General features: G+C 39.2%; 23 protein-coding genes. 6 read left to right on the forward strand and 17 right to left on the reverse strand.

Annotated features, from left to right (window positions below; genetic code table 11):
- Positions 1–31: 31 nt before the first annotated feature.
- From glpG to H4J46_RS09405, 4 genes are read right to left on the reverse strand one after another with little or no spacing between them, the layout of a single operon-like run.
- On the reverse strand, positions 32–934 hold the full coding sequence (glpG, locus tag H4J46_RS09390) for a rhomboid family intramembrane serine protease GlpG (RefSeq protein ID WP_259365766.1): 903 nt from the start codon (positions 932–934) through the stop codon (positions 32–34).
- Positions 898–1,230 carry a thiosulfate sulfurtransferase GlpE gene (gene glpE / locus H4J46_RS09395; RefSeq protein WP_182233239.1) on the reverse strand — a complete coding sequence of 111 codons (333 nt, stop codon included), beginning with the start codon at positions 1,228–1,230 and terminating at the stop codon, positions 898–900. The genes glpG and glpE overlap by 37 nt, the downstream gene beginning before the upstream one ends.
- Complete coding sequence (gene tdh, locus H4J46_RS09400) at positions 1,230–2,258, reverse strand: L-threonine 3-dehydrogenase (protein ID WP_182233240.1); 1,029 nt, start codon at positions 2,256–2,258, stop codon at positions 1,230–1,232. Before tdh ends, glpE begins: the two co-directional genes overlap by 1 nt.
- A gap of 2 nt (positions 2,259–2,260) precedes the next feature.
- The gene (locus H4J46_RS09405; protein WP_182233241.1) at positions 2,261–3,475 is read right to left on the reverse strand and encodes a glycine C-acetyltransferase; all 1,215 of its coding nucleotides are present in this window, start codon (positions 3,473–3,475) and stop codon (positions 2,261–2,263) included.
- Between the two features lie 177 nt (positions 3,476–3,652).
- Here H4J46_RS09405 and H4J46_RS09410 point away from each other — a divergent pair, with 177 nt between their 5' ends.
- Positions 3,653–4,081, forward strand: a complete 429-nt coding sequence (locus tag H4J46_RS09410; RefSeq protein WP_182233242.1) for an Lrp/AsnC family transcriptional regulator — start codon at positions 3,653–3,655, stop codon at positions 4,079–4,081.
- 112 nt (positions 4,082–4,193) lie between these two features.
- Complete coding sequence (waaA, locus tag H4J46_RS09415) at positions 4,194–5,486, forward strand: lipid IV(A) 3-deoxy-D-manno-octulosonic acid transferase (RefSeq protein WP_182233243.1); 1,293 nt, start codon at positions 4,194–4,196, stop codon at positions 5,484–5,486.
- Between the two features lie 33 nt (positions 5,487–5,519).
- On the opposite strand, the gene H4J46_RS09420 is transcribed toward waaA, so the two are convergent.
- Genes H4J46_RS09420 through H4J46_RS09430 form a run of 3 tightly spaced genes read right to left on the reverse strand, consistent with a single transcriptional unit; the run spans position 5,520 to position 7,750 of the window.
- Complete coding sequence (locus tag H4J46_RS09420) at positions 5,520–6,146, reverse strand: PepSY domain-containing protein (RefSeq protein ID WP_310650226.1); 627 nt, start codon at positions 6,144–6,146, stop codon at positions 5,520–5,522.
- A 51-nt stretch (positions 6,147–6,197) separates the two neighbouring features.
- Positions 6,198–6,641 (reverse strand): NUDIX hydrolase, encoded by a 444-nt coding sequence (locus tag H4J46_RS09425; RefSeq protein ID WP_182233245.1) that lies wholly within the window; start codon positions 6,639–6,641, stop codon positions 6,198–6,200.
- A 20-nt stretch (positions 6,642–6,661) separates the two neighbouring features.
- Positions 6,662–7,750, reverse strand: coding sequence for a glycosyltransferase family 9 protein (locus tag H4J46_RS09430; protein ID WP_182233246.1), 1,089 nt, complete (start codon positions 7,748–7,750; stop codon positions 6,662–6,664).
- 48 nt (positions 7,751–7,798) lie between these two features.
- On the opposite strand from H4J46_RS09430, the gene H4J46_RS09435 reads away from it, so the two are divergent.
- Positions 7,799–8,554, forward strand: a complete 756-nt coding sequence (locus tag H4J46_RS09435) for a 3-deoxy-D-manno-octulosonic acid kinase (protein WP_220462988.1) — start codon at positions 7,799–7,801, stop codon at positions 8,552–8,554.
- A gap of 139 nt (positions 8,555–8,693) precedes the next feature.
- Here H4J46_RS09435 and H4J46_RS09440 read toward each other — a convergent pair whose 3' ends face one another.
- A complete protein-coding gene (locus tag H4J46_RS09440) occupies positions 8,694–9,350 on the reverse strand; it encodes a TetR/AcrR family transcriptional regulator (RefSeq protein WP_182135772.1) in 657 nt (218 codons plus the stop codon).
- Positions 9,351–9,522: 172 nt separating this feature from the next.
- Between H4J46_RS09440 and H4J46_RS09445 the strand changes: the two genes are divergently transcribed.
- Positions 9,523–9,903, forward strand: coding sequence for a nuclear transport factor 2 family protein (locus H4J46_RS09445; protein WP_182233247.1), 381 nt, complete (start codon positions 9,523–9,525; stop codon positions 9,901–9,903).
- Between the two features lie 87 nt (positions 9,904–9,990).
- The gene (gene coaD, locus H4J46_RS09450) at positions 9,991–10,485 is read left to right on the forward strand and encodes a pantetheine-phosphate adenylyltransferase (protein WP_182233248.1); all 495 of its coding nucleotides are present in this window, start codon (positions 9,991–9,993) and stop codon (positions 10,483–10,485) included.
- 386 nt (positions 10,486–10,871) lie between these two features.
- On the opposite strand, the gene H4J46_RS09455 is transcribed toward coaD, so the two are convergent.
- Positions 10,872–11,078: a cold-shock protein gene (locus tag H4J46_RS09455; RefSeq protein WP_081150364.1), complete on the reverse strand. Its 207-nt coding sequence runs from the start codon at positions 11,076–11,078 to the stop codon at positions 10,872–10,874.
- Between the two features lie 106 nt (positions 11,079–11,184).
- Positions 11,185–11,508, reverse strand: coding sequence for a hypothetical protein (locus tag H4J46_RS09460; protein WP_182233249.1), 324 nt, complete (start codon positions 11,506–11,508; stop codon positions 11,185–11,187).
- Between the two features lie 664 nt (positions 11,509–12,172).
- Between H4J46_RS09460 and H4J46_RS09465 the strand changes: the two genes are divergently transcribed.
- On the forward strand, positions 12,173–12,718 hold the full coding sequence (locus tag H4J46_RS09465; protein WP_259365767.1) for a class I SAM-dependent methyltransferase: 546 nt from the start codon (positions 12,173–12,175) through the stop codon (positions 12,716–12,718).
- Positions 12,719–12,838: 120 nt separating this feature from the next.
- Here the strand turns inward: H4J46_RS09465 and mutM are convergent, their stop codons facing one another.
- The 7 genes from mutM to H4J46_RS09500 all read right to left on the reverse strand — a co-directional run bounded on the left by mutM (position 12,839) and on the right by H4J46_RS09500 (position 23,786).
- Complete coding sequence (gene mutM / locus H4J46_RS09470; protein WP_182233250.1) at positions 12,839–13,768, reverse strand: bifunctional DNA-formamidopyrimidine glycosylase/DNA-(apurinic or apyrimidinic site) lyase; 930 nt, start codon at positions 13,766–13,768, stop codon at positions 12,839–12,841.
- A gap of 655 nt (positions 13,769–14,423) precedes the next feature.
- Positions 14,424–17,783 carry a DUF6701 domain-containing protein gene (locus H4J46_RS09475; protein ID WP_182233251.1) on the reverse strand — a complete coding sequence of 1,120 codons (3,360 nt, stop codon included), beginning with the start codon at positions 17,781–17,783 and terminating at the stop codon, positions 14,424–14,426.
- Positions 17,784–18,461: 678 nt separating this feature from the next.
- Complete coding sequence (locus H4J46_RS09480; protein ID WP_182233252.1) at positions 18,462–19,127, reverse strand: TVP38/TMEM64 family protein; 666 nt, start codon at positions 19,125–19,127, stop codon at positions 18,462–18,464.
- Positions 19,128–19,487: 360 nt separating this feature from the next.
- Positions 19,488–21,614 (reverse strand): hypothetical protein, encoded by a 2,127-nt coding sequence (locus H4J46_RS09485; protein ID WP_182233253.1) that lies wholly within the window; start codon positions 21,612–21,614, stop codon positions 19,488–19,490.
- A gap of 45 nt (positions 21,615–21,659) precedes the next feature.
- Entirely contained in the window at positions 21,660–22,313 is a 654-nt protein-coding gene (locus tag H4J46_RS09490; RefSeq protein ID WP_182233254.1) for a single-stranded DNA-binding protein, read from the reverse strand.
- Between the two features lie 134 nt (positions 22,314–22,447).
- Positions 22,448–22,789: a DUF3802 family protein gene (locus H4J46_RS09495; RefSeq protein ID WP_182233255.1), complete on the reverse strand. Its 342-nt coding sequence runs from the start codon at positions 22,787–22,789 to the stop codon at positions 22,448–22,450.
- Between the two features lie 199 nt (positions 22,790–22,988).
- Positions 22,989–23,786, reverse strand: coding sequence for a DUF1338 domain-containing protein (locus tag H4J46_RS09500; RefSeq protein WP_182233256.1), 798 nt, complete (start codon positions 23,784–23,786; stop codon positions 22,989–22,991).
- Positions 23,787–24,023 lie beyond the last annotated feature (237 nt).

Raw genomic sequence — 24,023 nt, forward strand, 5'->3', positions numbered from 1 at the left:
AAACTATTAATGTAAACAGGTATTACTCATATTAGCTAGTGTGTTTTTTATCTTGTAAAACGTGAATATAAGCCAGTAGACAACCACTGAGCAGACCTAATAAATGTGCGGTGTTCGCAACATTAATCGGCATTAAGCTGGTATAACCTAATAATAACCAAAACAGCATAAAGCCAATAATGGGTTTAGGCAGCGAGAGCCCTTTTTCTGGCTGCAACCAGCCCAGCCACCACACATAGCCAACCAACCCATATACTACGCCCGATAAACCACCAAAGTTAGGTCCATCAACAAAAAATTGCCCAACATTAGACACAAGCGCAGAAATAATCAGTAACTTGACTAAGCTAGCTTTTCCCATGATTTGCTCAACCGAGCCACCCAATTGCCACCACCACATAGTATTAAAAATAAGATGTAACCATGAGAAGTGAAAAAAAGCGGGCCCAATTAACCGATGAGGTGCTTGTAATACCGTATCAAAGCTTAGTTGAGGGTAGAATTGTAAATAATGAAATATTGTATTGCCCCAACCAAAATTACTGGCAAGAAAAACCAACCAACATAAGATGAAAACCATTGAGGTGACCATACCAGCATGAGCAAAAAACTGAGTTTTAAAACTGCTCAATAAAGCTGGAGAACTTGAGTTAACCTCTGTCACATGACTATTTTGCCAGGCAGCTTGCTGATATTTAGCTTGGTAAGGCTCAGCGATAAATTGCTCAAACTCTTGTTGAGCAAAATCATATTTATCAGCTTGGCAATAGATAACAAAACCAGCCTCTTCATTTTGCACCTGCGCCTGAACATCAAGTGTGTTCAGGTAGTTGCAAAACAGTAAGGCAATATTATGTTGCGTTACTGTTACCAGGGGTCGCAGCGCTTGTTGCAACATTAGCGAGCAACAGTATCCGGATGTTGCAATTGCCAATCAGTAAAACCGCCATCCAAAGAATAAACCTCGGTAAAGTCTTGGCTGATCAGAAACTGCGCCGCTTGTTGACTTGAAATACCATGATAACAACACACCACTACGGGGGCGTCAAAATCAGCAGTACGCAAAAATTCAGCTAAACTGTCATTACTTAAATGTATAGCATTAGGGATATGCCCCGATTGAAACGAAGCTGGATCACGTATATCGACCACCACATGCGTATCACTCGCTAACGTTTGATGCAGTTCACTGATTTGCATATGTTTAAAAACTTCTTCGCTACTTGCCATTATTTTTCCCAGTTTAAAATTACTTTACCTGATTGCCCTGAACGCATGATATCAAAACCTTGCTGAAAATCATCAATATTAAAGTGATGAGTAATCATCGGTGATAAATCTAGACCTGATTGAATTAAACTGGCCATTTTATACCAAGTTTCAAACATCTCACGACCATAAATGCCTTTGATGGTTAAGCCTTTAAAAATAACCTGACTCCAGTCAATCGCCATATCCTGTCCAGGAATACCTAACATAGCAATTTTACCACCATTATTCATGTTGTTTAACATGTCGATGAACGCCATCGGTACCCCTGACATTTCCATTCCCACGTCAAAGCCTTCGGTCATGCCTAACTCGTTCATCACATCAGTCAGCTTTTCTTTAGTGACATTAACCGCACGAGAAGCACCCATTTTACGCGCCAAATCTAAACGGTATTCATTAACGTCTGTTATCACTACATGACGTGCCCCGACATGCTTTGCCACCGCTGCTGCCATAATACCAATAGGGCCAGCACCAGTGATTAAAACATCTTCGCCCACTAAATCAAACGACAGTGCGGTATGAACCGCATTACCAAAGGGGTCAAAAATAGCCGCTAAGTCATCTGAAATTTCATCAGGTAATTTAAAAGCGTTAAATGCGGGCAGGACTAAATATTCAGCAAAAGAACCTGAACGATTTACGCCAACACCAACAGTATTGCGACATAAATGTGTGCGACCTGCGCGGCAGTTACGACAATGGCCACAAGTGATATGGCCTTCACCAGAAACACGGTCACCAACGGCAAAGCCGCGTACTTCTTGACCCATGCCAACCACTTCACCGGCATATTCATGGCCAACAACCATAGGTACAGGAATAGTTTTTTGTGCCCATTCATCCCAGTTATAAATATGAATATCGGTACCGCAAATCGCGGTTTTTTTAATTTTGATCAGCAGATCGTTATGACCCACTTCTGGTATAGGTGAATCTGTCATCCAAATACCAGGTTCAGACTTTAATTTCGCTAATGACTTCATGTTTAGCCCTCAATCACTTGCATTTCTTTACCAATGCGCACAAAGGCTTCAATGGCCTTATCTAATTCAGCTTTGGTATGAGCAGCAGAAATTTGTGTACGAATACGCGCTTGGCCTTTAGGTACGACAGGGAAAGAGAACCCAATAACATAGATGCCTTCAGCTAATAAACGATCAGCCATAGCGCTGGCTACTTTGGCATCACCCAGCATAACCGGAATAATCGCGTGATCAGCACCAGCACAGGTAAAACCGGCGGCTTCCATTTGGCTTCTAAAATAGGCAGCGTTGTCTTTTAATGTTTTGCGTAATTCGCCGCCTTCGGCTAATAAATCAATCACAGTAATTGACGCATTAACAATCGCAGGGGCTAATGAGTTAGAAAATAAGTAGGGGCGTGAACGTTGACGTAACCATTCAACCACTTCTTTTTTCGCTGCAGTGTAGCCACCTGATGCGCCACCCATGGCTTTACCTAAAGTACCTGTAATAATATCAACACGACCCATAACATCACAGTATTCATGGCTGCCACGGCCTTGTTCACCAACAAAACCCACTGCATGTGAGTCATCAACCATGACCATGGCGTTGTATTTGTCAGCTAAATCACAAACCGCTTTAAGATTAGCAATAACGCCGTCCATCGAAAATACCCCGTCGGTAGCAATTAACTTAAAACGGGCACCGGCTTCATCAGCCTCAATTAAACGCGCTTCAAGTTCAGCGGCGTCATTATTGGCATAACGAAAGCGTTTTGCTTTACATAAACGTACACCGTCAATTATCGAGGCATGGTTAAGTGAATCACTAATAATTGCGTCTTCAGGCCCTAACAAAGTTTCAAATAAACCGGCGTTAGCGTCAAAACATGAAGAATATAAAATAGTATCTTCCATACCTAAAAAAGCACTTAATTTTTGCTCTAAGGTTTTATGAATGTCTTGTGTGCCACAAATAAAACGCACTGAAGCCATACCAAAACCGTGTTCATCTAACCCTTGTTTAGCCGCGGTAATTAATGCGGGGTGATTTGCTAAGCCTAAATAGTTGTTAGCACAAAAGTTCACTACAGCTTCGCCGGTGTTAACCGCCATTTGTGGTTGTTGCGCCGTCGTTATTATTCTTTCGGCTTTATATAAACCGTCTTCTTTTACTTGGTTTATTTGCGTGGTTAAATGGGCATAAAAATTGTTGGTGCTAGCAGAATCGGTCACATTAATTCCTTAAAAAATAAAAGTCTTTCAATGGTGGTATTATCCGCTCAGACCATGACATAAAAAAGTGACATTACTTAATGATTTGTCTTTTTTTATAGTCAAATTGACATATAACTATGTCAAAGTGTAATATTATGGCTGTTTTCTTGCTTTTTGCCATTTTAGGAATGCCCATTGTTAACTGAAAAAGATGAAGAACTACTGTCAATATTACGGCTCAATGCCAGAGCCAGTGTATCTGACATAGCCAGAGCAACCGGTGTTTCAAGAACGGCGATACAAAACCGACTGAATAAGCTTGAAAATAATCATGTTATCGAAGCCTATAGTGTCGTTTTAGGCCGTGAATACACCAGCCAATTGATTACCTCTAATGTGTCATTAAAAGTAAACCCAAATTTGCGAAAAACTATCTGCTTAGCCTTGCGAAAAGTGCACCAAATCAGTCATATATATTCCATTAGCGGTGAATACGACTTATTAGTGACAATACAAGCGAGTACTTTAGAGAAGCTAAATGAAGTACTCAATATGGTCTGTTCACTTGAAGGCGTAGCCAGAACTAATTCATCAATTATTCTTGATACTATTTTTAAACGTTAATATGGGCTGATACATGAGATTAATATCAACCCATACCCGAGATTACAGTGAAAGTTCAGCAGTCGCTAGGTATACTGTTCAACATTGATTTTCAGATTTTTGAGCTGGTTAAGTGCGTTTTACTCTTGCTTTAGTTTTATACCGATTATTATTTCTTATCTTAACACCACTACTTTTGCTGGTTTTATTGTTGCGCTCGCTAAGTCATCAAGCTTATCGACAACGCCTACCTGAACGTTTGGGTATGTTGGCAAAAAATTTTCAGCCTAACGGTATTATTGTTCATGCTGCTAGTGTGGGTGAGGTTATCGCCTTACAACCTTTTATCTCCCAACTGCTGAGCAACTACCCTCAAGTGCCGATCACAGTCACTACTTTTACCCCCACAGGCTCAGCACAAGTGCAAAAATTATTTGCTGATAAAGTGCAACATTGTTATCTGCCGCTAGACAATATTTTTTCTACTGCTTTATTTCTAAAATGCTTAAAGCCCAAAGCGATGATTTTTATGGAAACTGAATTATGGCCGAATTTAATCACTCAGTGCGCAAGTTATGATATTAAACTAATGTTAGTTAACGGTCGATTATCTGACAAATCCATGCGCAGCTATAAAAAAATCGCTTGGTTGATCACCCCAACTATTCGCTGTTTTGACAAAATATTAACCCAAAGCCAAGTCAACCAAGATAACTATTTGGCGATGGGGGCAAACACGGCAAGGTGCGTGTTATCAGGTAACTTAAAATTTGATATCTCGTTAAATCATGATGTAGCGACTAAACAACAAGCGTTAAGCACTTTATTGGTAGACAAGCGTAAAATTTGGTTAATAGCCAGCACACATCCCGGTGACGAAATACTGATATTAAAGGCCTTTGAGCAAGTAAAACAGCAAGACAGTAATGCCTTATTGGTTATTGTACCTCGACACCCTGAGCGCTTTGAACAAGTCGTTAAACTTGCAGCAGACGCCGGCAATCAAGTGCTCAGACGTAGCCAAGAACAGCCTGTAACACTCAATACCAATGTATGGGTTATTGATACTTTAGGTGAGCTACTCGCCGCATGCGCACTAGCTAACGTAGTTACCATGGGGGGTAGCTTTAGTGATATAGGCGGTCATAACCCATTAGAGCCGGCATTATTTCAAAAGCCAGTCATTGTTGGCCCAAATATGAGTAATTTTAAAGAGATTTTAGCGCAACTAACCTCAGCAAAGGGCATAGTGCAACTTAATGAAAATAAAGCTATGGCGCAAGCGTTAGCGCAAGAAGTTATACGCTTGCTGGTTGACGAAACTAGCGCACAAACACTAGGCCAAAATAGCTATAAAGTCGTGCAGGCAAACCAAGGTGCAACGGCGCAGTCTTTAACTGCACTGCAAACCTTACTAAAATCATAAATGCTTGGGTTAATCTTAGCGTTAAGGCTAAGATTAAGAGCGCGGTTTCATATAAAGCCTAACCCCTAAAACAGTGAGGGAAATCAACAAGAGTAGACCGATTACCCCTAACAATTGATTTATGCCTTTGAACGGTGTCCATTGCAAATAATGTACTTGGTACAGTAAGTTAATTAATTTGGTGTCTTGCCCAGTTTGGCTTAATTTCAGGGTCTGCCAATCAAGCGTTACTTCCACGCCTGTGCTCGTTTGTGCTGATAAACCATTAACATGCTCAATGTCGCCATAACGCGCTTTGTTGTCGCTAAAGGCATCATTTAACAGCGCTTTAAACTGTAAGTTCGTTGGCGCTGGTTTAGCGAGTTGTGATACTGGGTCTAAATGCTCAACTTTATGGCTAGATTTCACCAATAGATGAGCCCCTAAAATAGTGTTAACTAACCTCACCTCTTGCCAGTTTTTCTTTGGTGCAACGGTCAACACTTGACTCAAAGGGTGACGTTTTACTGATAATTGTTCATAAGCCTCCTGATAGCCGGGTTTAATAAAAAATACTAATCCAGTCAGTGTCCAACCCAACATAGGTAACACTAAAGTCAGGCCAATGAGTTTATGCAGTTTTCTACTTTTCATCTCTATATTCTTGTTTTTATTAGTTATTAGTTATAGGTTTAGTATGGTGATTAACAGGTTAGCCGGACTCATTAATCATTATGCTTTAGTCCGCGCTTGTGCTACTTCTTGTAATAACACAGGTATTAAAAAATCGGCTTGTTTATCTAAAGCTAACGGAATTAACCACTGTAAATTTGGAATAATATTATTTGGTAATTCCGTTAGTTTAATAATATGTACTGGCTCTTGCTCAATGGTTTTGGCACTAAAAGCTAGATCAGAATGTGCAAAATAAACATCTACATCATAGTAATGGGGCCGGTATATTTTTGCATAACAGGTCCAATCGGTTTTGTGGGTTGTAACGCCAGTTTCCTCAATAAATTCTCTGACCATGGCATCAACTGATAACTCATTAGCTTCAATTTTCCCGCCAACACCATTAAATAAACCACACTGCCATGGCGGATTTTTTTTCTTAATTAACACCAGATGACTTGCGTCCTTAGAGAATAAAAAACCGGTAACATATTTTTTCATAGCTAGACCTAAATGCTGGCTTAGAGCAACTCTGGATAGTTATCATGAATAAGGCGATCAATCGTTTTCTTTACTTGAGTAATGCTAATTTGCATCATTAAATCTTTACCTTTGGCACGGGTACCCCAAGGCAGTTCTTCAACGTTTTTTTTATATTGCACCTTGATTGCTGCCGCATAAGCACTGACAACATATTGTGGATACAAGTAAGGACTTGTGCGTTTGGGATTGCTGTGAGCATATAAACCTACAACCGGTGTTTCAACCGTCACCGCCATATGAGCTGGGCCAGTATCGGGTGCCACCACAAGGTGAGCAATTTTTAATACCGCTAACAATTGTTTTAGACTAGTTTGACCGACCAAATTCTGTATTTCACTTTCACCCGGGCTACAGTTACTGCGACTAATGATTGCCTCGGCAAGTAACTTTTCCATTGTGGTTGGGCCGCCACATATCACCACTTTAAAACCACAAAGGCTTAAATGCTCGGCTATTTGCGAGTATCCTTCAGTATGCCAATTACGTTCTGCTTTACTAGCTGCAGGGCAAATAACGGCAATGGGTTTGCTGGCAGTATTCGCGGCACTAAGCTTTTCACTAGCCCATAATTGAATGTCATCTGTTAACGGCATTTGCCATAAAGGTGCAGTAACTTCCAAACCTAGGGCTTTGGCAAAGCCCATAAAACCGTCTAGCACATGAGGTTGATTTTGCGGCGCTATTTTTTTATTGGTGAATAACCATTGGCCCTCTTTTGCGCGTTGGCGATCAAAGCCAATTTTGACCTTGGCTGGAATACATAGGCTGGCAATACTAGCTCGCAGTGCTACTTGCATATGCAGCAAAACATCAAATTTATGGTCTTTAAGGTTTTCCCTTAAATCGCGATAGCCTTTTAGGCCGGCACGTTTATCAAAAATAACAAACTCAACGCCAACCATATCTTGTAATAAGCTCGCTTCAATCTTGCCTATTACCCAAGTGATTTGGGTTTCTGGCCATTGTCGCTGAATACTTTGTACCATAGCCACCGCATGACATACGTCACCAATGGCAGATAATCGCAATAAACATAAATTTTTTGGAGCAGATAATTGACCCAGCATAAAGGATTCACCACAATAGGAGTATAAATATAATATAGGCCTATTATCTTGAACCAGCCCGCAATTGTAAAACCTTGTCTTGAAAAATTTTTTCATCAAGGCCATGTTTATTGTCGATACGATAGTGACGAAGTCAGCACTTTTATACCTGAAATGCTTAATAGTGATTATTGGCAAGCAAAAAATAGTGTAGTTGGCAGTGCTCAAGGTCGTGGCACGACTTGGTTTATTGCTACTGAAAATGCTATGGGCACGGCGCGAAACTGGGTGTTGCGTCATTACTATCGTGGCGGTTTAATTGGCAAAGTAATTAAGGATCAATATTTATATACCGGCATTGAAAATACGCGTGCGGCTCGTGAGTTTGCTTTACTCAAATCCATGCGGGCATTAGGCTTACCCGCGCCAAAACCTATTGCTTTTCGGGTGATTAAAAATGGCTTGTTTTATCGCGCTGATTTATTGTCATCCCGTGTTGAAAATGCCAGTGATTTGGTCGGCTTGCTCAGTAAGTATGCAATCAATGACTTACTTTGGCAACAAATAGGCAAGGTAATAAAGGCTTTTCATCAGCAAGGTATTTATCATCATGATTTAAATGCTCATAATATTTTAGTTGATGACAATGATCAGGTTTGGTTAATCGATTTTGACCAAGGTGAACAGCGTAAACAGCAGACTAAATGGCCAGAAGAAAATATGGCTAGACTACTGAGATCGTTTCGCAAAGAAAATAATAGGATAACAAATTTTCAATGGTGTGAAAAAAATTGGCAAGCGTTGTTAAACGGCTACCAGTCTTAAAAGTTAAGCTATGGCTATAGCCGGGGTTTGCTGGTAGTTTGAGTTATTACTAATTGAAAGTACTTTGAGTAAGTACTTTCAATGACATTCAATGCTTATGGATTACTTATACAGTAGTTAAGTGAGCTCTAAGCAGTAGTTAAGCGACCTTTAAGCTATCTTGGCAACGTTGACGGTACATAGCACGAGCTTCTAAAAATTCATCCTTAGCTTCATCACTAATGTATGGTTGAATTATGACTAATATTTTCAATACCCCTTGATAGAATACTGCGTCGTTCATTTCATTATCATTATTTTGTGTTTGATAAAAACTGAGCCAAAAAGTGTTCACTAAACGTAAAATACTGACAATGTCAGGCAGGTCTTCATCTAAAAAATCCATCATGTTTGCGTTACGCAGCGACAGTAACAATTCACTGACGCGTTGTGCAATAAAGCCTTGTACTTCAACATATTTATCGTGCAATAACGGATTTTTTGCTAGCAGTACCGGTAAATTACTATAAAAGAAACGAAACTTCATCATCGCCAGAAACACCACATCCATATACAAAATAATGGCATCAAGTGGTTTTACATCAGGGTTCACTTCCGGCATGGTTTCTATTAAAAGGTTGCGCGCATACTCTTCATAGATCGAAAGTATAATGTCTTCTTTATTACGAAAGTGGTAATACAGATTACCAGGGCTAATACCAAGATCAGCGGCAATGTGATTGGTGGTAACATTACGCTCACCTTGTTCATTAAATAAGACAATGCTGGCTTGAATTATTTTATCCCGAGTTTTCATGGACACTACTTCTTGTATTGGTTGTCAGATATTTTTCCATCATACTATCAAAATCAGCGAAAATTAAAGCATTTCGAGTAAATACTTTAAGTAAACTTAATGTTGACACCTGTTAGATTTGGTTGAGCCTTAGTTTACAGTGAACAAAAACCAAATAAAAGGAATAATAAAAATGCTTAATAATTGGCACACTCTGATAAAAAGTAAAGCAATTGTTCAGGTTTCTACTTTGCTTGCTGACGACGTCACCCTATTTTCACCTGTTATCCATACACCTATTCAAGGAAAAAAAATGGTCAGCATGTACTTAACGGCTGCCTTTCAGACATTTCTAAATGGTACATTCAATTACGATCGAGAGTTTTCAGGCGATAATTCAGCCGTATTAGAGTTTTCGTTAAATATTCAGGGCATCGACATCAATGGTATTGATATGATTACATGGAATGAGCACGGAAAAATTACTGAATTCAAAGTAATGATCCGCCCCTACAAAGCGTTAAATATGATTAATGATCAAATGACGGCCATGTTAGCTAAGCTGAAACAGTAGGGTGTAGTTTAAATTATTTGATTGCTTTGAAATTAGTGGCTTCAACAATTACAATAGATTTTTACTCATTTGAAAATAGCTAAAATTATGTCAGTTAAAGCGATTTATCCAGGTACCTTTGATCCTGTCACCAACGGTCACACCGATTTAATAGAACGTGCAAGTCGCTTATTCAGTGAGGTTGTTGTTGGTATTGCCGCTAGCCCGAGTAAACAGCCACATTTTGATTTAGCCGAACGGGTTGCTTTACTTGAAGCAGTCACCAAACATTTACCGAACGTTACCATCGCAGGCTTTAGTGGTTTATTGATAAATTTTGCTAAAGAGCATCAAGCAAAGGTGCTAATTCGTGGTTTACGAGCGGTCTCTGATTTTGACTACGAATTTCAGTTAGCCAATATGAATCGACGTTTAGCTCCGGATTTAGAGTCGGTATTCTTAACACCCGCCGAGAGAAATTCTTTTATATCTTCAACGTTAGTTAAGGAAGTGGCGTTGCACAATGGTGATGTCAGCGAGTTTGTTCACCCGATTGTAAAACAAGCACTTGATAGCAGTATGCGAAAAAATATAAAACAATAAGTACAATATTACGTTCTGTGGTTTATTGTCATGTAGGCAAATGAACAACAGTCGCTTATTTGGTACTTTTGCGTTCAATGTACTGATCAGTTGATTAAAGCCACAAGTACAAAATATAAAGGCATTATGCTTATCTCGTCAGTAGCAGTAAAGGCGCAGGTAACAAGGGAAAGTGGAAATGAAAGGGTAATAAAAGCCAAATGTTCTATTAACAAATATAAATAAGCGAGTACGTATTACGCACTCGCTTATTAACCTTATGCCGGATAAGTGTTTCATAGTACTTAAAATTTAAATATATGAATTAACTTTATAACCAATAACGACGTTATATCGAGATCAGGTCATTTGCTTATTCTTAGCTCAGGTTACTTATGTGCTAGCGCTTAAACAGCAACTACTTTATTAGCACATGGACCTTTTTGACCTTGGCCAACTTCAAACTCAACAGCTTGGCCGTCGGCCAATGTTGCGTATTCACCACCAGATTGGATCTCTGAATGATGAACAAATAAATCTTTGCTGCCATCTTCTGGAGTAATAAAGCCGAAACCTTTATCTGCATTAAACCACTTAACTATACCTTTGCTCATATTATTCTCTTTGTCTTCGGTGAAAAATATAATTCTGACTTGCTATCACCATTACAAATCAGAACTTAAAATTATTTGTGCTATTTAGCAAAAAACAGGTTACGTTTTAACGTAGCTTACCATTTTTATTTTTAGTGTTAGCGACCTTTCGCGCTATAGCAAGTAATTCAGATGAAATATCATCGCTACCCGCTTTTATTAACTTGCTGACATCACCCGAAGAAAATAGTGAACCACGCTCAGACTTTACGCCTAACGAACGCACAAAATCTTTTGTTTTACCGGTACTGCCTGTCGAAATATATTGAAAAATAATTTGTTCATTAAAGCTCTGGGGCTCTGCTTGCAGGGTAGCAATTTCATCGTTAATTGATTTAACTTCTAACGTTAAGTTTTCAATTAATTCGGCAATATTTTCATAAGATTTCATTAAGTTATTTAACCTGATATTTGAATAAGAGTTCTGTAAACAACTAAAAACCTGCCATATGCATTGATTTATAATCCCAATAATGAAACTTTAGCGCTTATCAGGCATTTTATAAAATAATAGGCTCTAATACTAATAAAATAACACCAGTAGGCGTTAGAAGTGCCTTATAGACAATTAATTTATCGACAGCTCAAGTTACTCATCTTTTACCGGATTATCTGAATTTATTCGTGGCGTTCACTTTACAAGCGATAAAAATACTTTTGTTAAAAGTATAAGTGCCAAAATCAGTATAACCACACTGTATAAAACACTATTGTACAGTGAATGAAAGTCAGTAAATAGCTTTTGAATGCCAATACTTTATGAAACGGTTCATTTTTTGTAAAGTATTGCTAGCCACACCAGCTTTTATCATAAGTTAATTCAATCACATCGGTATTGATTATCCTTTAAATACAATAGATTATCTTGTTTTATTGGCTCAAGATTAGAGCAGTCTGCTCTGGGCTGCTTTAATCGCTTTTATTTACTTGGCAATGTTATTTAACATTATCGCAATGATTAGCCAAGTAAAAACAGCAAAAGGCATTGCATAAACAAAAAATCATGGTTAACGTATGGCTAAAATAGCGATGGCTGCCCGTTATGGAATTAACCCTTGATAATATTTGATTTTTTACTGTTAATCGCAATGGCTTTTATTGCCATGTCATTGATATACAGCACCATAAAATTGGGTATATCCCCGATGCCAAGCTCAAAAAAGGCCTATAATGCAATGCTAGCATTAGCGGATGAGACGGGTACTGGCCCTATTGTTGATTTTGGTAGTGGTTGGGGCAACTTTGTGATACCGATGGCTAAGCGTAATCCCCAAAGACAAGTTATTGGCTATGAGTTGTCTTTGCTGCCATGGCTGAGCTCAACATTACTTAAAAAAATAGCGCGTTTAAAGAATCTCACCTTGTATCGACAAAACTTTCATCAGGTAAACTTACCAGCCACAGCAGTCATTGTTTGTTATTTATATCCGCAAGCAATGCACAAAATCAAGCATCAACTACTGGCCAAACAACCCAAGGTTGACTTTCTGATCAGCAATAATTTTGCTTTGCCATCTTGCCAGCCTGAAAAAATAATACGGCTTGATGATTTCTATAAATCACCAGTTTATTTGTATAAAATTGATAAAATAAAAGGTTAATTTACCATCTTTACTTTACAGACTTTAGTTCATAGCCTTAAGTTTAATAATAAACATGAGACCCTCTCTACTATGGTCAGGCTTTATTACGATTAGGGAGTCCTGAAATTTTTTAAGCCGTTATTGGTTAGCGCTTTTGCTTTTAACCACTTTTTTCTTAACGGCAAGCTGCTTTGTGGTAGTTTTCGCTTTTGCTTTCAGTTTTTTATTCTGTACATCTTTAGGGGTGTTTTCTGGTAATACTTGGCATTGTGGACAAAACACTGAGCTGCGATTAGATTGACGAATTTCTTCTAATACGGTTTGGCAGCCATCGCATTGCTGACCAGCACGGCCATAAACAAAAAGTTTTTGGGCAAAATAACCTGGCTTACCGTCTGCCTGTGTAAAGTCTTTTAAAGTGGTTCCACCGAGTGCGATGGCCGCAGCGAGTACCCGCTTAATAATATCGGTTAATTCATTAAACTTCGCTTCACTGATGCTATTCACTAGCGAAGCAGGATGAATGCTGGCGATAAATAGTGCTTCATTGGCATAAATATTACCAACGCCTACCACGACATGATTATCCATTAAGAAGGTTTTAATCGGCACTTTCCGATTACCGGCTTTGGCAAATAAATGCCCATAAGTAAAGTCATCTGTTAGTGGCTCTGGGCCTAATTTGGTCAATAAGCCTTGCAAGTCATGATGTTCGGGAAACCACAATACAGCACCAAAACGGCGCGGATCATTTAATCTCAACATTTTGTCGTTCACAAATAATATTTCAAAATGGTCATGCTTTATCGCAGGAGTGTTATGTTCAAGAATACGCACTGACCCCGACATGCCTAAATGTAATAACAAGGTGCCACTAGAAAACCTGAGCAATAAATATTTAGATCGACGCTCTATTTTCTCTAAGGTTTGCCCAACAACACTATGCACTTCATCAGGTATAGGCCAGCGTAATTTGGCATTGCGAACCACCACGTGGGCCACTTCCTGCCCTGAAATATGGGGTGTAATACCTAAACGACAAACTTCAACTTCTGGTAATTCTGGCATAATACTCTTATATCTCTGAATTTTAGCTAGTTAATAATAAACTGGGAGGGGGAGACAATGTTAAATACAAGTCATAGTGTTCAGGGGTAATAACCCTAGAACACTACACAATAGGTATTGTAGCATGGCTTAAAGCAAGTCTTTTTAATTTAAAAAGGGAATTTAGTTTATTAGCATTAGGCCATTGTTAATCGCTCTTTGGTAGTTGATTATCATTGTTTAAGCTGAAATTAACATCGCTATTTATCTTTGTTTGGCATTAAGGCTGATAAACCCAATAATAGCCACTGCAGATGTTTGTTAGTCCATGACGTTAATTAGCCCGCTAAACGGTTGACGGACTGAAGTCCGACCTACAAAAAATGGCTAATCCATCAGATTAATTTCCCATTTAACAGTTGCCCCATGTAGGTTGGACTTTAGTCCATCAAGTTAAATGCAATTTAACCGTGTTTGGCATTAATGCGGACAAACCCAATAATAGTCGCTGCAGATGATTGTTGGCCCATGACAATAATTAGTCCGCTAAACGGTTGACGGACTGAAGTTCGACCGACAAAACAACCCTCTAAGCAGTAGACTTAATAACTAGTATTCTCGTTGTTAGAAAACCTTGAAATAGTCCTTAGTGTCATTATTTCAAGGTTACTGACTATTACTGATTAAACACTTCCTTCCAAGAGATGATTCTGTCATTACCTCGAAACTGGCCAAACGAGGCAACCGCTGAAGGGTGAACATAGACACCATTAACGTTCCAATCATATTTAAACCAATCATAAGCTTTATATGACACAGCGATTTTTCCTTGATGTCCAGCACCAGGTGCGGCCAATTTAATGGTCCGTGTTTTACCCGCAAGGAAATTCCCCATTGCTGCTGGCGGGTCTGGTAGTGCACGGGTTAATGCAGGGTCTAAACTAATATCGCTAGGTGTAATCTTGCTGCTATCATAACGGGCGCAATTATTATCTGAGCTGACAATAAAACCATCGGCAGTCAAATGTTCAATTTGCATCGGTTGTGGCAAGTCTGACGTTTCAGGTCCAAAGCTGTTTTGTAACACTAAGCGGCCAAATCGAATTTGTACCCCCTCGGTAACAAAAGCTTCAGTAGCTGATGTTATGGCTAATGTTATGCCATCTGTATCAATAATTTGCTCAGTAACAAAGGGGATTTTTGCACCAAAAGGCGGTAATAGACTGCTACCACTATGGTCATAAGTGAAATGATCCTCGGGCGAAAAAGTATAAAGCCATTCACCTGCAATAAAGTCATCACTATCATCAAGACTGGCACTTAAGCTACCTGGGTGCATAACGGCACTAATAGCAACGGGATCATGAACATCGTCAGTACTACTGCCCACAACTTGCTGCATTTTATCATGTGTCGGTACACTAATACTGACACTACTGGGCAACAACTTCATAAAACCTTCAGGTTCGCCCAAAGTATAATTTTTGGTGATGGCGTCATTGGCATTAAATGCCGTAATGGTTATTTTTGGCTTTAGACTATAAGCAATGGCACCTTCGTCGGTAATAGCGCCTTCATTATCAGTCTTGCGTTGTCCAGTATAAGCCCAATCAAAAAAGCTACAAAGCTCTGTTTCGTCAGGGTAAGGGTAAGCATTAAAATCACCTTTATGTTCTTCCCTAACACTTTGCTTAAAATAAGCTGGCGTAAAACGTCCAATATTTATATCAGTAGCATCAATCACAATACCTTCATTGCCATAATTACTGTCTTGAAGGTCTAGATTTAGTAAGCCCACTTCTGAATATTGCGCGTCAGTATAAACCGACTGCCCTGAAGAAAAGTTATTGAGCGTCACACTTTTGAATACAGGACTAATGTTAGTTGCTAGCGAGCTCTCTGCGGCATAAGTTAAGTCACCGTCGACACTATCATTTAAGGTAGGACCTGTGCGCTCAAGCTTAAGCTGTATTGCGTTAAGTGCAGGTGAATAGTTTGGTGTGATGACGCCAAGGCTATTGAAGGCACTTACGGTTAGCGTAAAACTCTCGCCTGCAGCATGAGTTGGGCTGGCGGTTGCCGTAGCGCCATCTAAGTGGCTTATTCCTAATGTAGCACTGACCACAAGCTCGGCTGGGCTAACCCAGAACGGATCGCTACTGCCAAATAGTGTTACGCCGTCTAGGTCATAATTGGCATGCAGACGAATTTGTCCCGCATCGTGATATAAGGGTGTCGGTATTATTGCAATACTGTCGGCGCCAAAGATTAATTCGGTAGGGGTGACGCCTGAGTGTTTTGCAATATCATTACCATCAATACTAAAACTGAGACCACTAGTGCCATTAGGTGCAAGGTTTTCCTGCGATAAATCGACCTTGGTCTTCTTGTTAAATAAACCCGTACAGACACCATCACTGTTTTGCACTGCCTGTAGCTTTAAAGTTTCGCCAAATACTGAACCTGCAGTTTGATTGGGCAAGGTGGTGCTATTACTGTCACCATAGAGAAACCTGAAACCCGCATTGGTAAATTCCATGTCACAACCAGTGTTATTGCTATCGTCACATACTAAAGAGTTGTCTGCTGCAATGGTGGCGTCGAGCGAAAAAGTCAGGGTCTCTTCAACGCTATGATTAAAAGTCACGTCAGTACTGCCGACAAAGCTTGGAGAACTAATAACAGCACCGTTAGCAAGAAAATCAAGTGTTACTGATTCAGTACTTAACTCTGAGCAGCTTTCATTGGTACAAGCTTTAATTAACACAGTCTCAGCGTCACAGGTTAACCCTTGGCCATCATGAGCAATTTCATAATGGTGAATAGCAGGGATATCAGCAGGAGTTGCAGTACAACCAATCGTGCCAATTAAGTTACTGGCGCCTAAGGTGACAGCGCCAGTCGTGGTGAAAAAACCACCACAACTATCACTGACGCCTTTTAGCGTGGTACTTGCTCCAGTGAGAATGTAGGAGCCCGCAAAAAAAGACCCTACTAGATTGACACTTGCGCCTGCAGATATGTAGCCTCCTGCATTCCAGGTGATGGTGCTGTTGGGGGTTACATTGAGTAATTCAATTACCGTACTGGCACCAAAGGCAACAAAGGAGTCGCTATTGATAAGCCAATGGCCATCTACGCCTTCGCCATCAAAGGTAATTGTGATGCCCGCAGTGGTTGTTAGTGCTGTTGTATGATAAACGCCCTTCTTAAGTGTTGTACTTATGGTCATCGCGGTAGTGAGTTGATTTTCTGCTGGAGCTTGCATTGCCGCTAGCTCTGCTTGTATAGCGAGAAGTTGCGGACTCTGATCATCTATTGGCTCTTTGGGGGCATTAGTAAATTGCTCAATACTCCCTTCTGTAATTGTACCCCCAACAGTTGCATTTGCGGCTAGTGTAACACTGGTTCCGGCTCTAGCATTACCTGCTACAGCTGAATTCACACCAAGCGCTATAGCACCACTCCCAGCCTGAGCATTGCCTTGAATGACGACATCAGCACCCAGTGTTAAGGCGGTTCCGGCCGTCGCATCGCCTTTAACTATTGTATCTGCGCCAAAGTCTGTGGATGTGGTAGCTCCTGATCTAACATTACCACCGATTATTGCCTTGGTGCCGACAAGTATTGCAGCGCCAGCCGTAAGGTCGCCACCAACAATAATATTGCCATCAATAGTCGTGGCGCCAAGTGTTGCTGCATCTCCGGTGGTAAAGTGGCCACCAACCGTTGAGTCTGCGCCGATCGTACCCGCATCACGGGCCTCAACAAAGTCACCAATTGTTACAGTGGCGTCAAGTGTTACAGCCGCTCCAGCGATAAGGTGGCCACTGACGGTTGAGCTTGCACCTATCGTGGCAGCAGCCTCTACTTGAATATTACCACCGACGATTGAACTGGCACCCATAGTGATAGCCGCGCTGGAATAAATCGTCAGGTTATCTAGGGGGGGGGATAATTGTGGCGGCAGTTCTGCTTGTGCGCTAGACACAACAAAAAGTAGCAGAATAAACAGGCATTGTTTGGTATACGTCATAAGGTTCGTTTCTTATAATTATGAGTTGTATAGATAGTAGTGTGTATAAAAGTGATTTTGTCACTTTAGTTGAGCATTAACTTTTGGCTCTGCCTAGTAGCCTAGCTACCTGTCACTCCAATATTGTTACGCTATTGTTGGCTTTGAACTTAGCCAGTGACAAACCTTGGTAAAGTTAATATGGGTACTTAGTATCTGTAACACGCTATCTAAGTGTATCTCATCTGATGAGTAGTGCTGACATTTGCGTATGCACTGGCAAAGTCAATATTGTGTTACTACTACCAAAAAGTATCGACAAATACTTTTCCTTGTTTTTACTGTTTTAGGAGCGGCCTTGATAGCCTGGAATTAAATGGGGGAGAAGATAAATTCAACAGTACAATGTCAGTCTATTATGCTCAGTATAATAATGCAATAACCCTAAACAATGTCCCCTGCTGAACTGAAATCAAAGTCGAAGCGTCAGTTTGATAATCTTAAACAAACTTAGCTGCATAAAAATGACAGAAAAGTACAGGGCTTAACTAAGTACCGTTACATTTCTATCATCAAATCAGCTGTGGAATACTGAATGAAAACGCTCAGAAATAACTGAATATTGAGTTACTTGTGGCTATTTTTCAGGCTTTAGCTGAATCTACTAAGTGAATCTACGCATTCAATTTACCAAATGAATTAACTCAAAGTTAAGTTGTGTCGAGTTTTTCGATACAAGTAGCTACTTAGTAGTAGGGCAATGACCAATAAGACAATGCTGATAATCAGTTGCTGTTGTCCATTAACTTGTAAGCCCGCGCCCATTAATGCAAATATAGTCATTTGCGGCATAAAGCCGAGTGCTGAGCCTAAGACATAAGGCTTTATAGGCGAACCTGCGGTACCTGCCAGAATGTTAGTGAGGAAGTTTGACCCAGCCGGTAAGAGACGGATAATCAGGGCTTTTAAAAAAGTGTTCTGACAAAAGAATTTGCTAACTTTCGCTAATTTCTGAGGGTAATAATCTTGCACTTTATTCGCAAATAGTTTTCGCGCTAGCACCAGGGTTATCAAGCAGCCCAAAACGGCAGCTACTGTTGCTAAGACCATGCCATAGCCAGCACTGAATAAAAAGCCGGCGCTTAACGCAGCAACTTGTCGAGGGAGGCCAAGTGCCATTGCGGGTGTAAAAAGTAAGGTAAATATTAAGCCACCCAATAAGGTGGATGGAATTAAAGTATGCAAATAATTTTGCATACTAATGCCATAGTCACCGAGTAATAGCATCGCTAAGGTAAGCGCCAAAAGTAACGATATTATACTGGCAAAAAGGCTTAACCTTAACGCTGACTTTGTTTTAAACAATTGATTGCCTTGCCTTAGTTAAATATTAAACCCATAGTAGTAAAAGTTTGCCTGAAAGATGAGCGGTGACAACTTTTTTTTATTGATACCAATAAGTAGGAGCTGTTGATCGATATCAATATAAAAGTTATCGCCATTATAAACATTAGTCATGCGACTGATGTTTATAATGTTTAGTTGTGGGCAATAATTTTAAAAAAGTATTAATACTAACAGGAAAAATCTTAGCGATAAGATTGCTATAAAGCAACCCAATACAAAAAACTGGCCGCATTTTGCGCTGCTTTCTGAGTAAATACAAGCGTTGTTAACTAGTTCACCTATGGTTGAAACCGCTTGTATTGCATTAAGTATTCGGCCTTAGTTGTTAGCTAAGTTTTTTAAAATTTTTGTTTTGGCAATAGTAAACTCACGCTCATTTAAATAGCCTTGTTTTTTCATCATCACTAGTTTGTCTAAAGCAAGAACTAGCTTAGTGTCAATATTGCTTGCCTCTGCTTCGCTATTTTGCGAATCTGTATTCACTACAAGGTTATCTTCAGCTGAGCTATCAAGCGAAATATCCAGGCTGTGTTTTACTTGTGTTGAATCATCTTCAAATATTTTGGCGCGTAATTTTTGTGCCAAAGTTGACTGTTTTGCCACACTATTAGCGGAATTTTCACGGGGAATCTGAACTTTAATTTTTCGCTTAAAGGTTTTATCTGGGTTGACATGTTGGGCAAATAACCACTGCCAGTCGATCACATTATCAATAACTTTATTGTATTTAAGTTTGGTATGACGGGTATCATCAACCCGAAAATACAAGCAAAATAGGTAGCGGTTTTGCTGATCATCAGTTAAGCGTAATTGAATGGTTCTCTGTTTTTCATTAACCATTTTAAATCTATGCTCTTTTGCAAAAGCAGTCAGTACTTGATCTTCCAGATCATTTGAGAAGGTGGGTGTTGAATCAGCACTGATGGTTGAAATAACTTCATCGTTCAATAATACTTCACTGCAAGTTATTGCTGATAGGTTAAGGGTTAGTTCAGCCGCTTTGGCGTGACGTTTGTACAGAGAGATTGATTTTTTTGTCTTATCAAGCTCAAAGTTGGCCCATTGCTCATGCAAAACCCTTTGTTTCTTAATGGTATGTTTTTTAGAATACCAAAAATAGCCAGCGACAATAAAGCTTAATAAAAACATCAAAGCAAAAGCACTGCTGTTATTCGAAGTACTTAATGCATAATCCGTAATAGCAGTTTTACTGCTGACAATTTTAGGCACTTTAATGCGATATAAGCGCTGTTGGTTATGTTCAAGCAATAATAGCTCGCCATTGTGGCTTTGATGTAAACTAAATTTGGCTGGTTCGTTTGCATTTGGTCTGATGAGTTTATGCCGGGTATCTTGACTTTTATCTTCGCTACTCAAAACTGAAGGTAATACTATGGCTTGCAATTGCCAATTGTTTTCTATGTCGCGTAAGTGCAAGGCTTTACCCCGCAAATTTTCTTGTTCTCTTCCATGATAAAGTAAGGTTTTACCTTGAGTGCTTACCGCAGGTAAGTGTTTTTTTATTTGTGCTTGTGGGATAGCTTTCCGCCAGTCATCACCAATGTTCGCTGCGATGAGTACATTAGCATCGGGTTGGTTAAATTGTACCAGTAAGCTATGCGTATTATTTTTTATCCAGTCAAAATTTTCAGTTTTTCCCCCTGCGATAAAAACAATTTCATTGTGAATATCAGCGGTGTTTGTAAAAGGGTTATCGGCAGGAATGGTATAGCTATTCAAACCCTGTTCTGCTGGTTTGATACGCAGTATTGCCCCATCGTAAAGTGCTTCATTTTTCAAAGTATCACTGCGCGCAAGGGTAATAAAAAGTAAACCAAAATCATTGTGCCAAGAGGGAAGATAAGGGTTAAAACTTAATTGAGGAATATTCTCTTGCTGCTGAGCAATGGCAATACGTATAACTTCATCTTGTTGAATCAGTTTAGGAATAGTGTTTCGTACACTGGATATTTGCCAGCGCATTATAACCGTATCAAAAGGGAGGTTAATTTTTATATTTTTGGGGCTTAACTTTGAGGTTGTTTTTTGGCTGGCTTCGGTATGGGCAGTGTAAAAAGTATGGTAGCCATCACGGTCACGATAGGAGAAATTTGGATCTAAGGTAATCGCAGTTAGTGCAATAATGCTGGGATTTTCTAAAGCTAATTTTAAATCAAAAAAAGCGGATTGAGCTATTTCATTATTATTTAATTGATAAATCCTCCCCGCTTTAGTGGCTATAAAGTATTGATTTTTATTCCCTATAACAGGTAATACACTAAGCCATTGGTCATTTTTTAATGCCACTTTACTCAAGTTAGCTATCGCTGATAATTCCAAATCATTGGCGATTGGCGCTATGGCATGTACCACTTGACTGAAAACGGCGACCAGTGCGTAAATAAAATACAGCTTAAAATGATTTATTCTGTCATTTTTGTCCATAAAATATTGAATTCCATATAAATTAATAATAAGCAGTCCATGCGTTTAGTGCTTAGCAAGTAAAACTGCTTGCTGTGCATCTATAAATTGATTCTTGTCCTTATTATTAAGATAGCTTAACTTTCCGTCAACTATTATTTGATCATGTTTTTTGCCATGTTTAGCAAGATAAAGTGCCTGTTTACCCCAAACATGGACTGGGCGTTGTATTGTCACCACATGGCTTTGCGGAGTAATAGTGGAAAATATATGTTGTTTCGATTCCACAATGACTTCAGTTAAGGTTTTATTGTGCTCTGTGGTAAGAACTTTAATATCAGAAATAATATGGCCACTGTAATGAATTTGATTGATAGATTGTGCGTAACCTTTAGGGAAGGTTTGTGCATAACTCGCGTGGATAATTTCACGGTTATTTTTTTTACTATTAATTAAGTAGCCTTGCACTAATATAATGTCACCTTTATCGGCGTGAATAAGCGCACGTTCAACAATTTCACCAATAACTTTTACCGTATGATAGCGGGTCCATTCTTTAAATTTATTACTGGCTTTATCGAACCAACGACTGTGCGTGGCTAAGGTAAATTCAGCAGAAGCAATAACCGGATTGGCTTGATAACGAATATCAGGTTTATTTACCAAGTTACCCAAGAGGGTTACGCTACATAAATGGTTTTGTGGTAATTCAGATAACATAGGTCTACTTGTAATTATAGGGTCTAAGTGATTAACAGGTTAATAACAGCTGATTACTGAGCCCCATAGCTGAAAAAGCAGTACGTTAACGTAGCTATTTTTCATAAAACTCAACCGCACGGCAAAGGTATAAGCTAACTGTGGAGTTCAGTATCAAATAAATTTTTAATTAACATCGTAAACTCTTTAATAAATACTAACTGCTCGTTTGTCACAGAGTTATTGACGACACCAGACAATATTTCTTGTAAGTCATAAACAATGGCATCGGCTTCTCGAATAATAGTATTTCGTTGATTAAAGGCTAGGGTCTTGTTTTGGTTGCATAAGGTAATAATTTGTTCACTCATTTCTTGTTCTATTACCTCTAACACTGAGCTTTTGGCCTGTGTGTTATGGACGCTATTTTCAAACAAGTTTAAATGAGCGGTTAAATATTCAATTATATGAATATAACCGTCAGTATTGGTAACCATTTTATATATCTCTCACTTTATCGTAACCCTACTTTACTCGTAAATTAAGCTGATAATCAAGAGGCTTTTTTACAGTAATCAATTGTTATGATAAGACAGTTAAAAAGAAGCGAAGCCCACAAGCCTTAGCTTAGCGTTCAATAAGGTGCAGAGTTGACACCTATAGTGTTAACCAAAGGCGTCATTATAATCTCAGGTATTAAGCCGCAGCATTAGTGCTTTCAAAAATTTTATCGGCAGATGCAGCAACAAAACCTGTGTAAAGTTCACCGTTTTCCATCGGGTAGCGTTTGGCAAATTCATAAAAACAGCTTGGAATGGCAATAGTTTTATCTGAGAACTCAACTAAAGCATGATCAGCCATGGTTGAAGATTGCTCTAGTTTAACAGTTTCATCACCTTTGATTTCTCCACCGGCACTATTGAGCGTAAAACCGTTGGCTTTAACTGCGGCATTCACAGTTTCAATTGAGTCATAGTTTTCTAAGTGATTAATGCTAACAGTGAAATGGTTGGCGCGGTAGCCCCAGGCAGCAACCCATGCTGCGTATTCACTTTCGGCCAACAAGTCTAGATATTCTTGGTGGCTAACTTGCCAATGAGTGCCTGAATATAAAAAGCTATCAAGATTAATATCCACTTCATTAATACCAGCAACCATTTTCTCAATAATAGCTTGTACGGGCAATGAAAACTCTTCTACTAACAGTTCACTGATAAATACTTTTGGTAAATTAGTGTCTGAGTGCTCAAAGTGTTTTGCGTATAGTTTTTTTGCTACAAAGTGGTATTCACCACATTCTTTGTAACCTAAGTTAAGCAAGTGTGTGGAAATTTTAGCGATATTTACTTTCGAAATATTAAAGGTGCGATAAGCAACATGGTCGTTGATTAAATCGTCACCGGTACTTAAAAGCTGGTGCAATTTATGAGCTGAAGGCGTGACTTCTAAGTAGTTTTGCCAAATGTTATTAAATAAATTTTTAACGGGTGTCATGTGAAAATCCTTAATGCATTAAGTAAATTAGTGTCAGTAGTTTAAGTTGGCTGAATGGTATGTAAGGCTATTTATTATTTAAAAATTTTTTTAACAAGTAGTTAACTCAATTTTTAATTAAGCATTTAACTCGATAGGTAAATAATTTTTAGGACAGCACACTAGATAACCACTCAGAGCAGGTGGCTATATTTGATCGATGTTTTTGAAAAAGCTGGGACGGATCCCAGCTTTTTT

The sequence above is a fragment of the Colwellia sp. MB02u-6 genome (assembly GCF_014077095.1).
Classification (GTDB): domain Bacteria; phylum Pseudomonadota; class Gammaproteobacteria; order Enterobacterales; family Alteromonadaceae; genus Cognaticolwellia.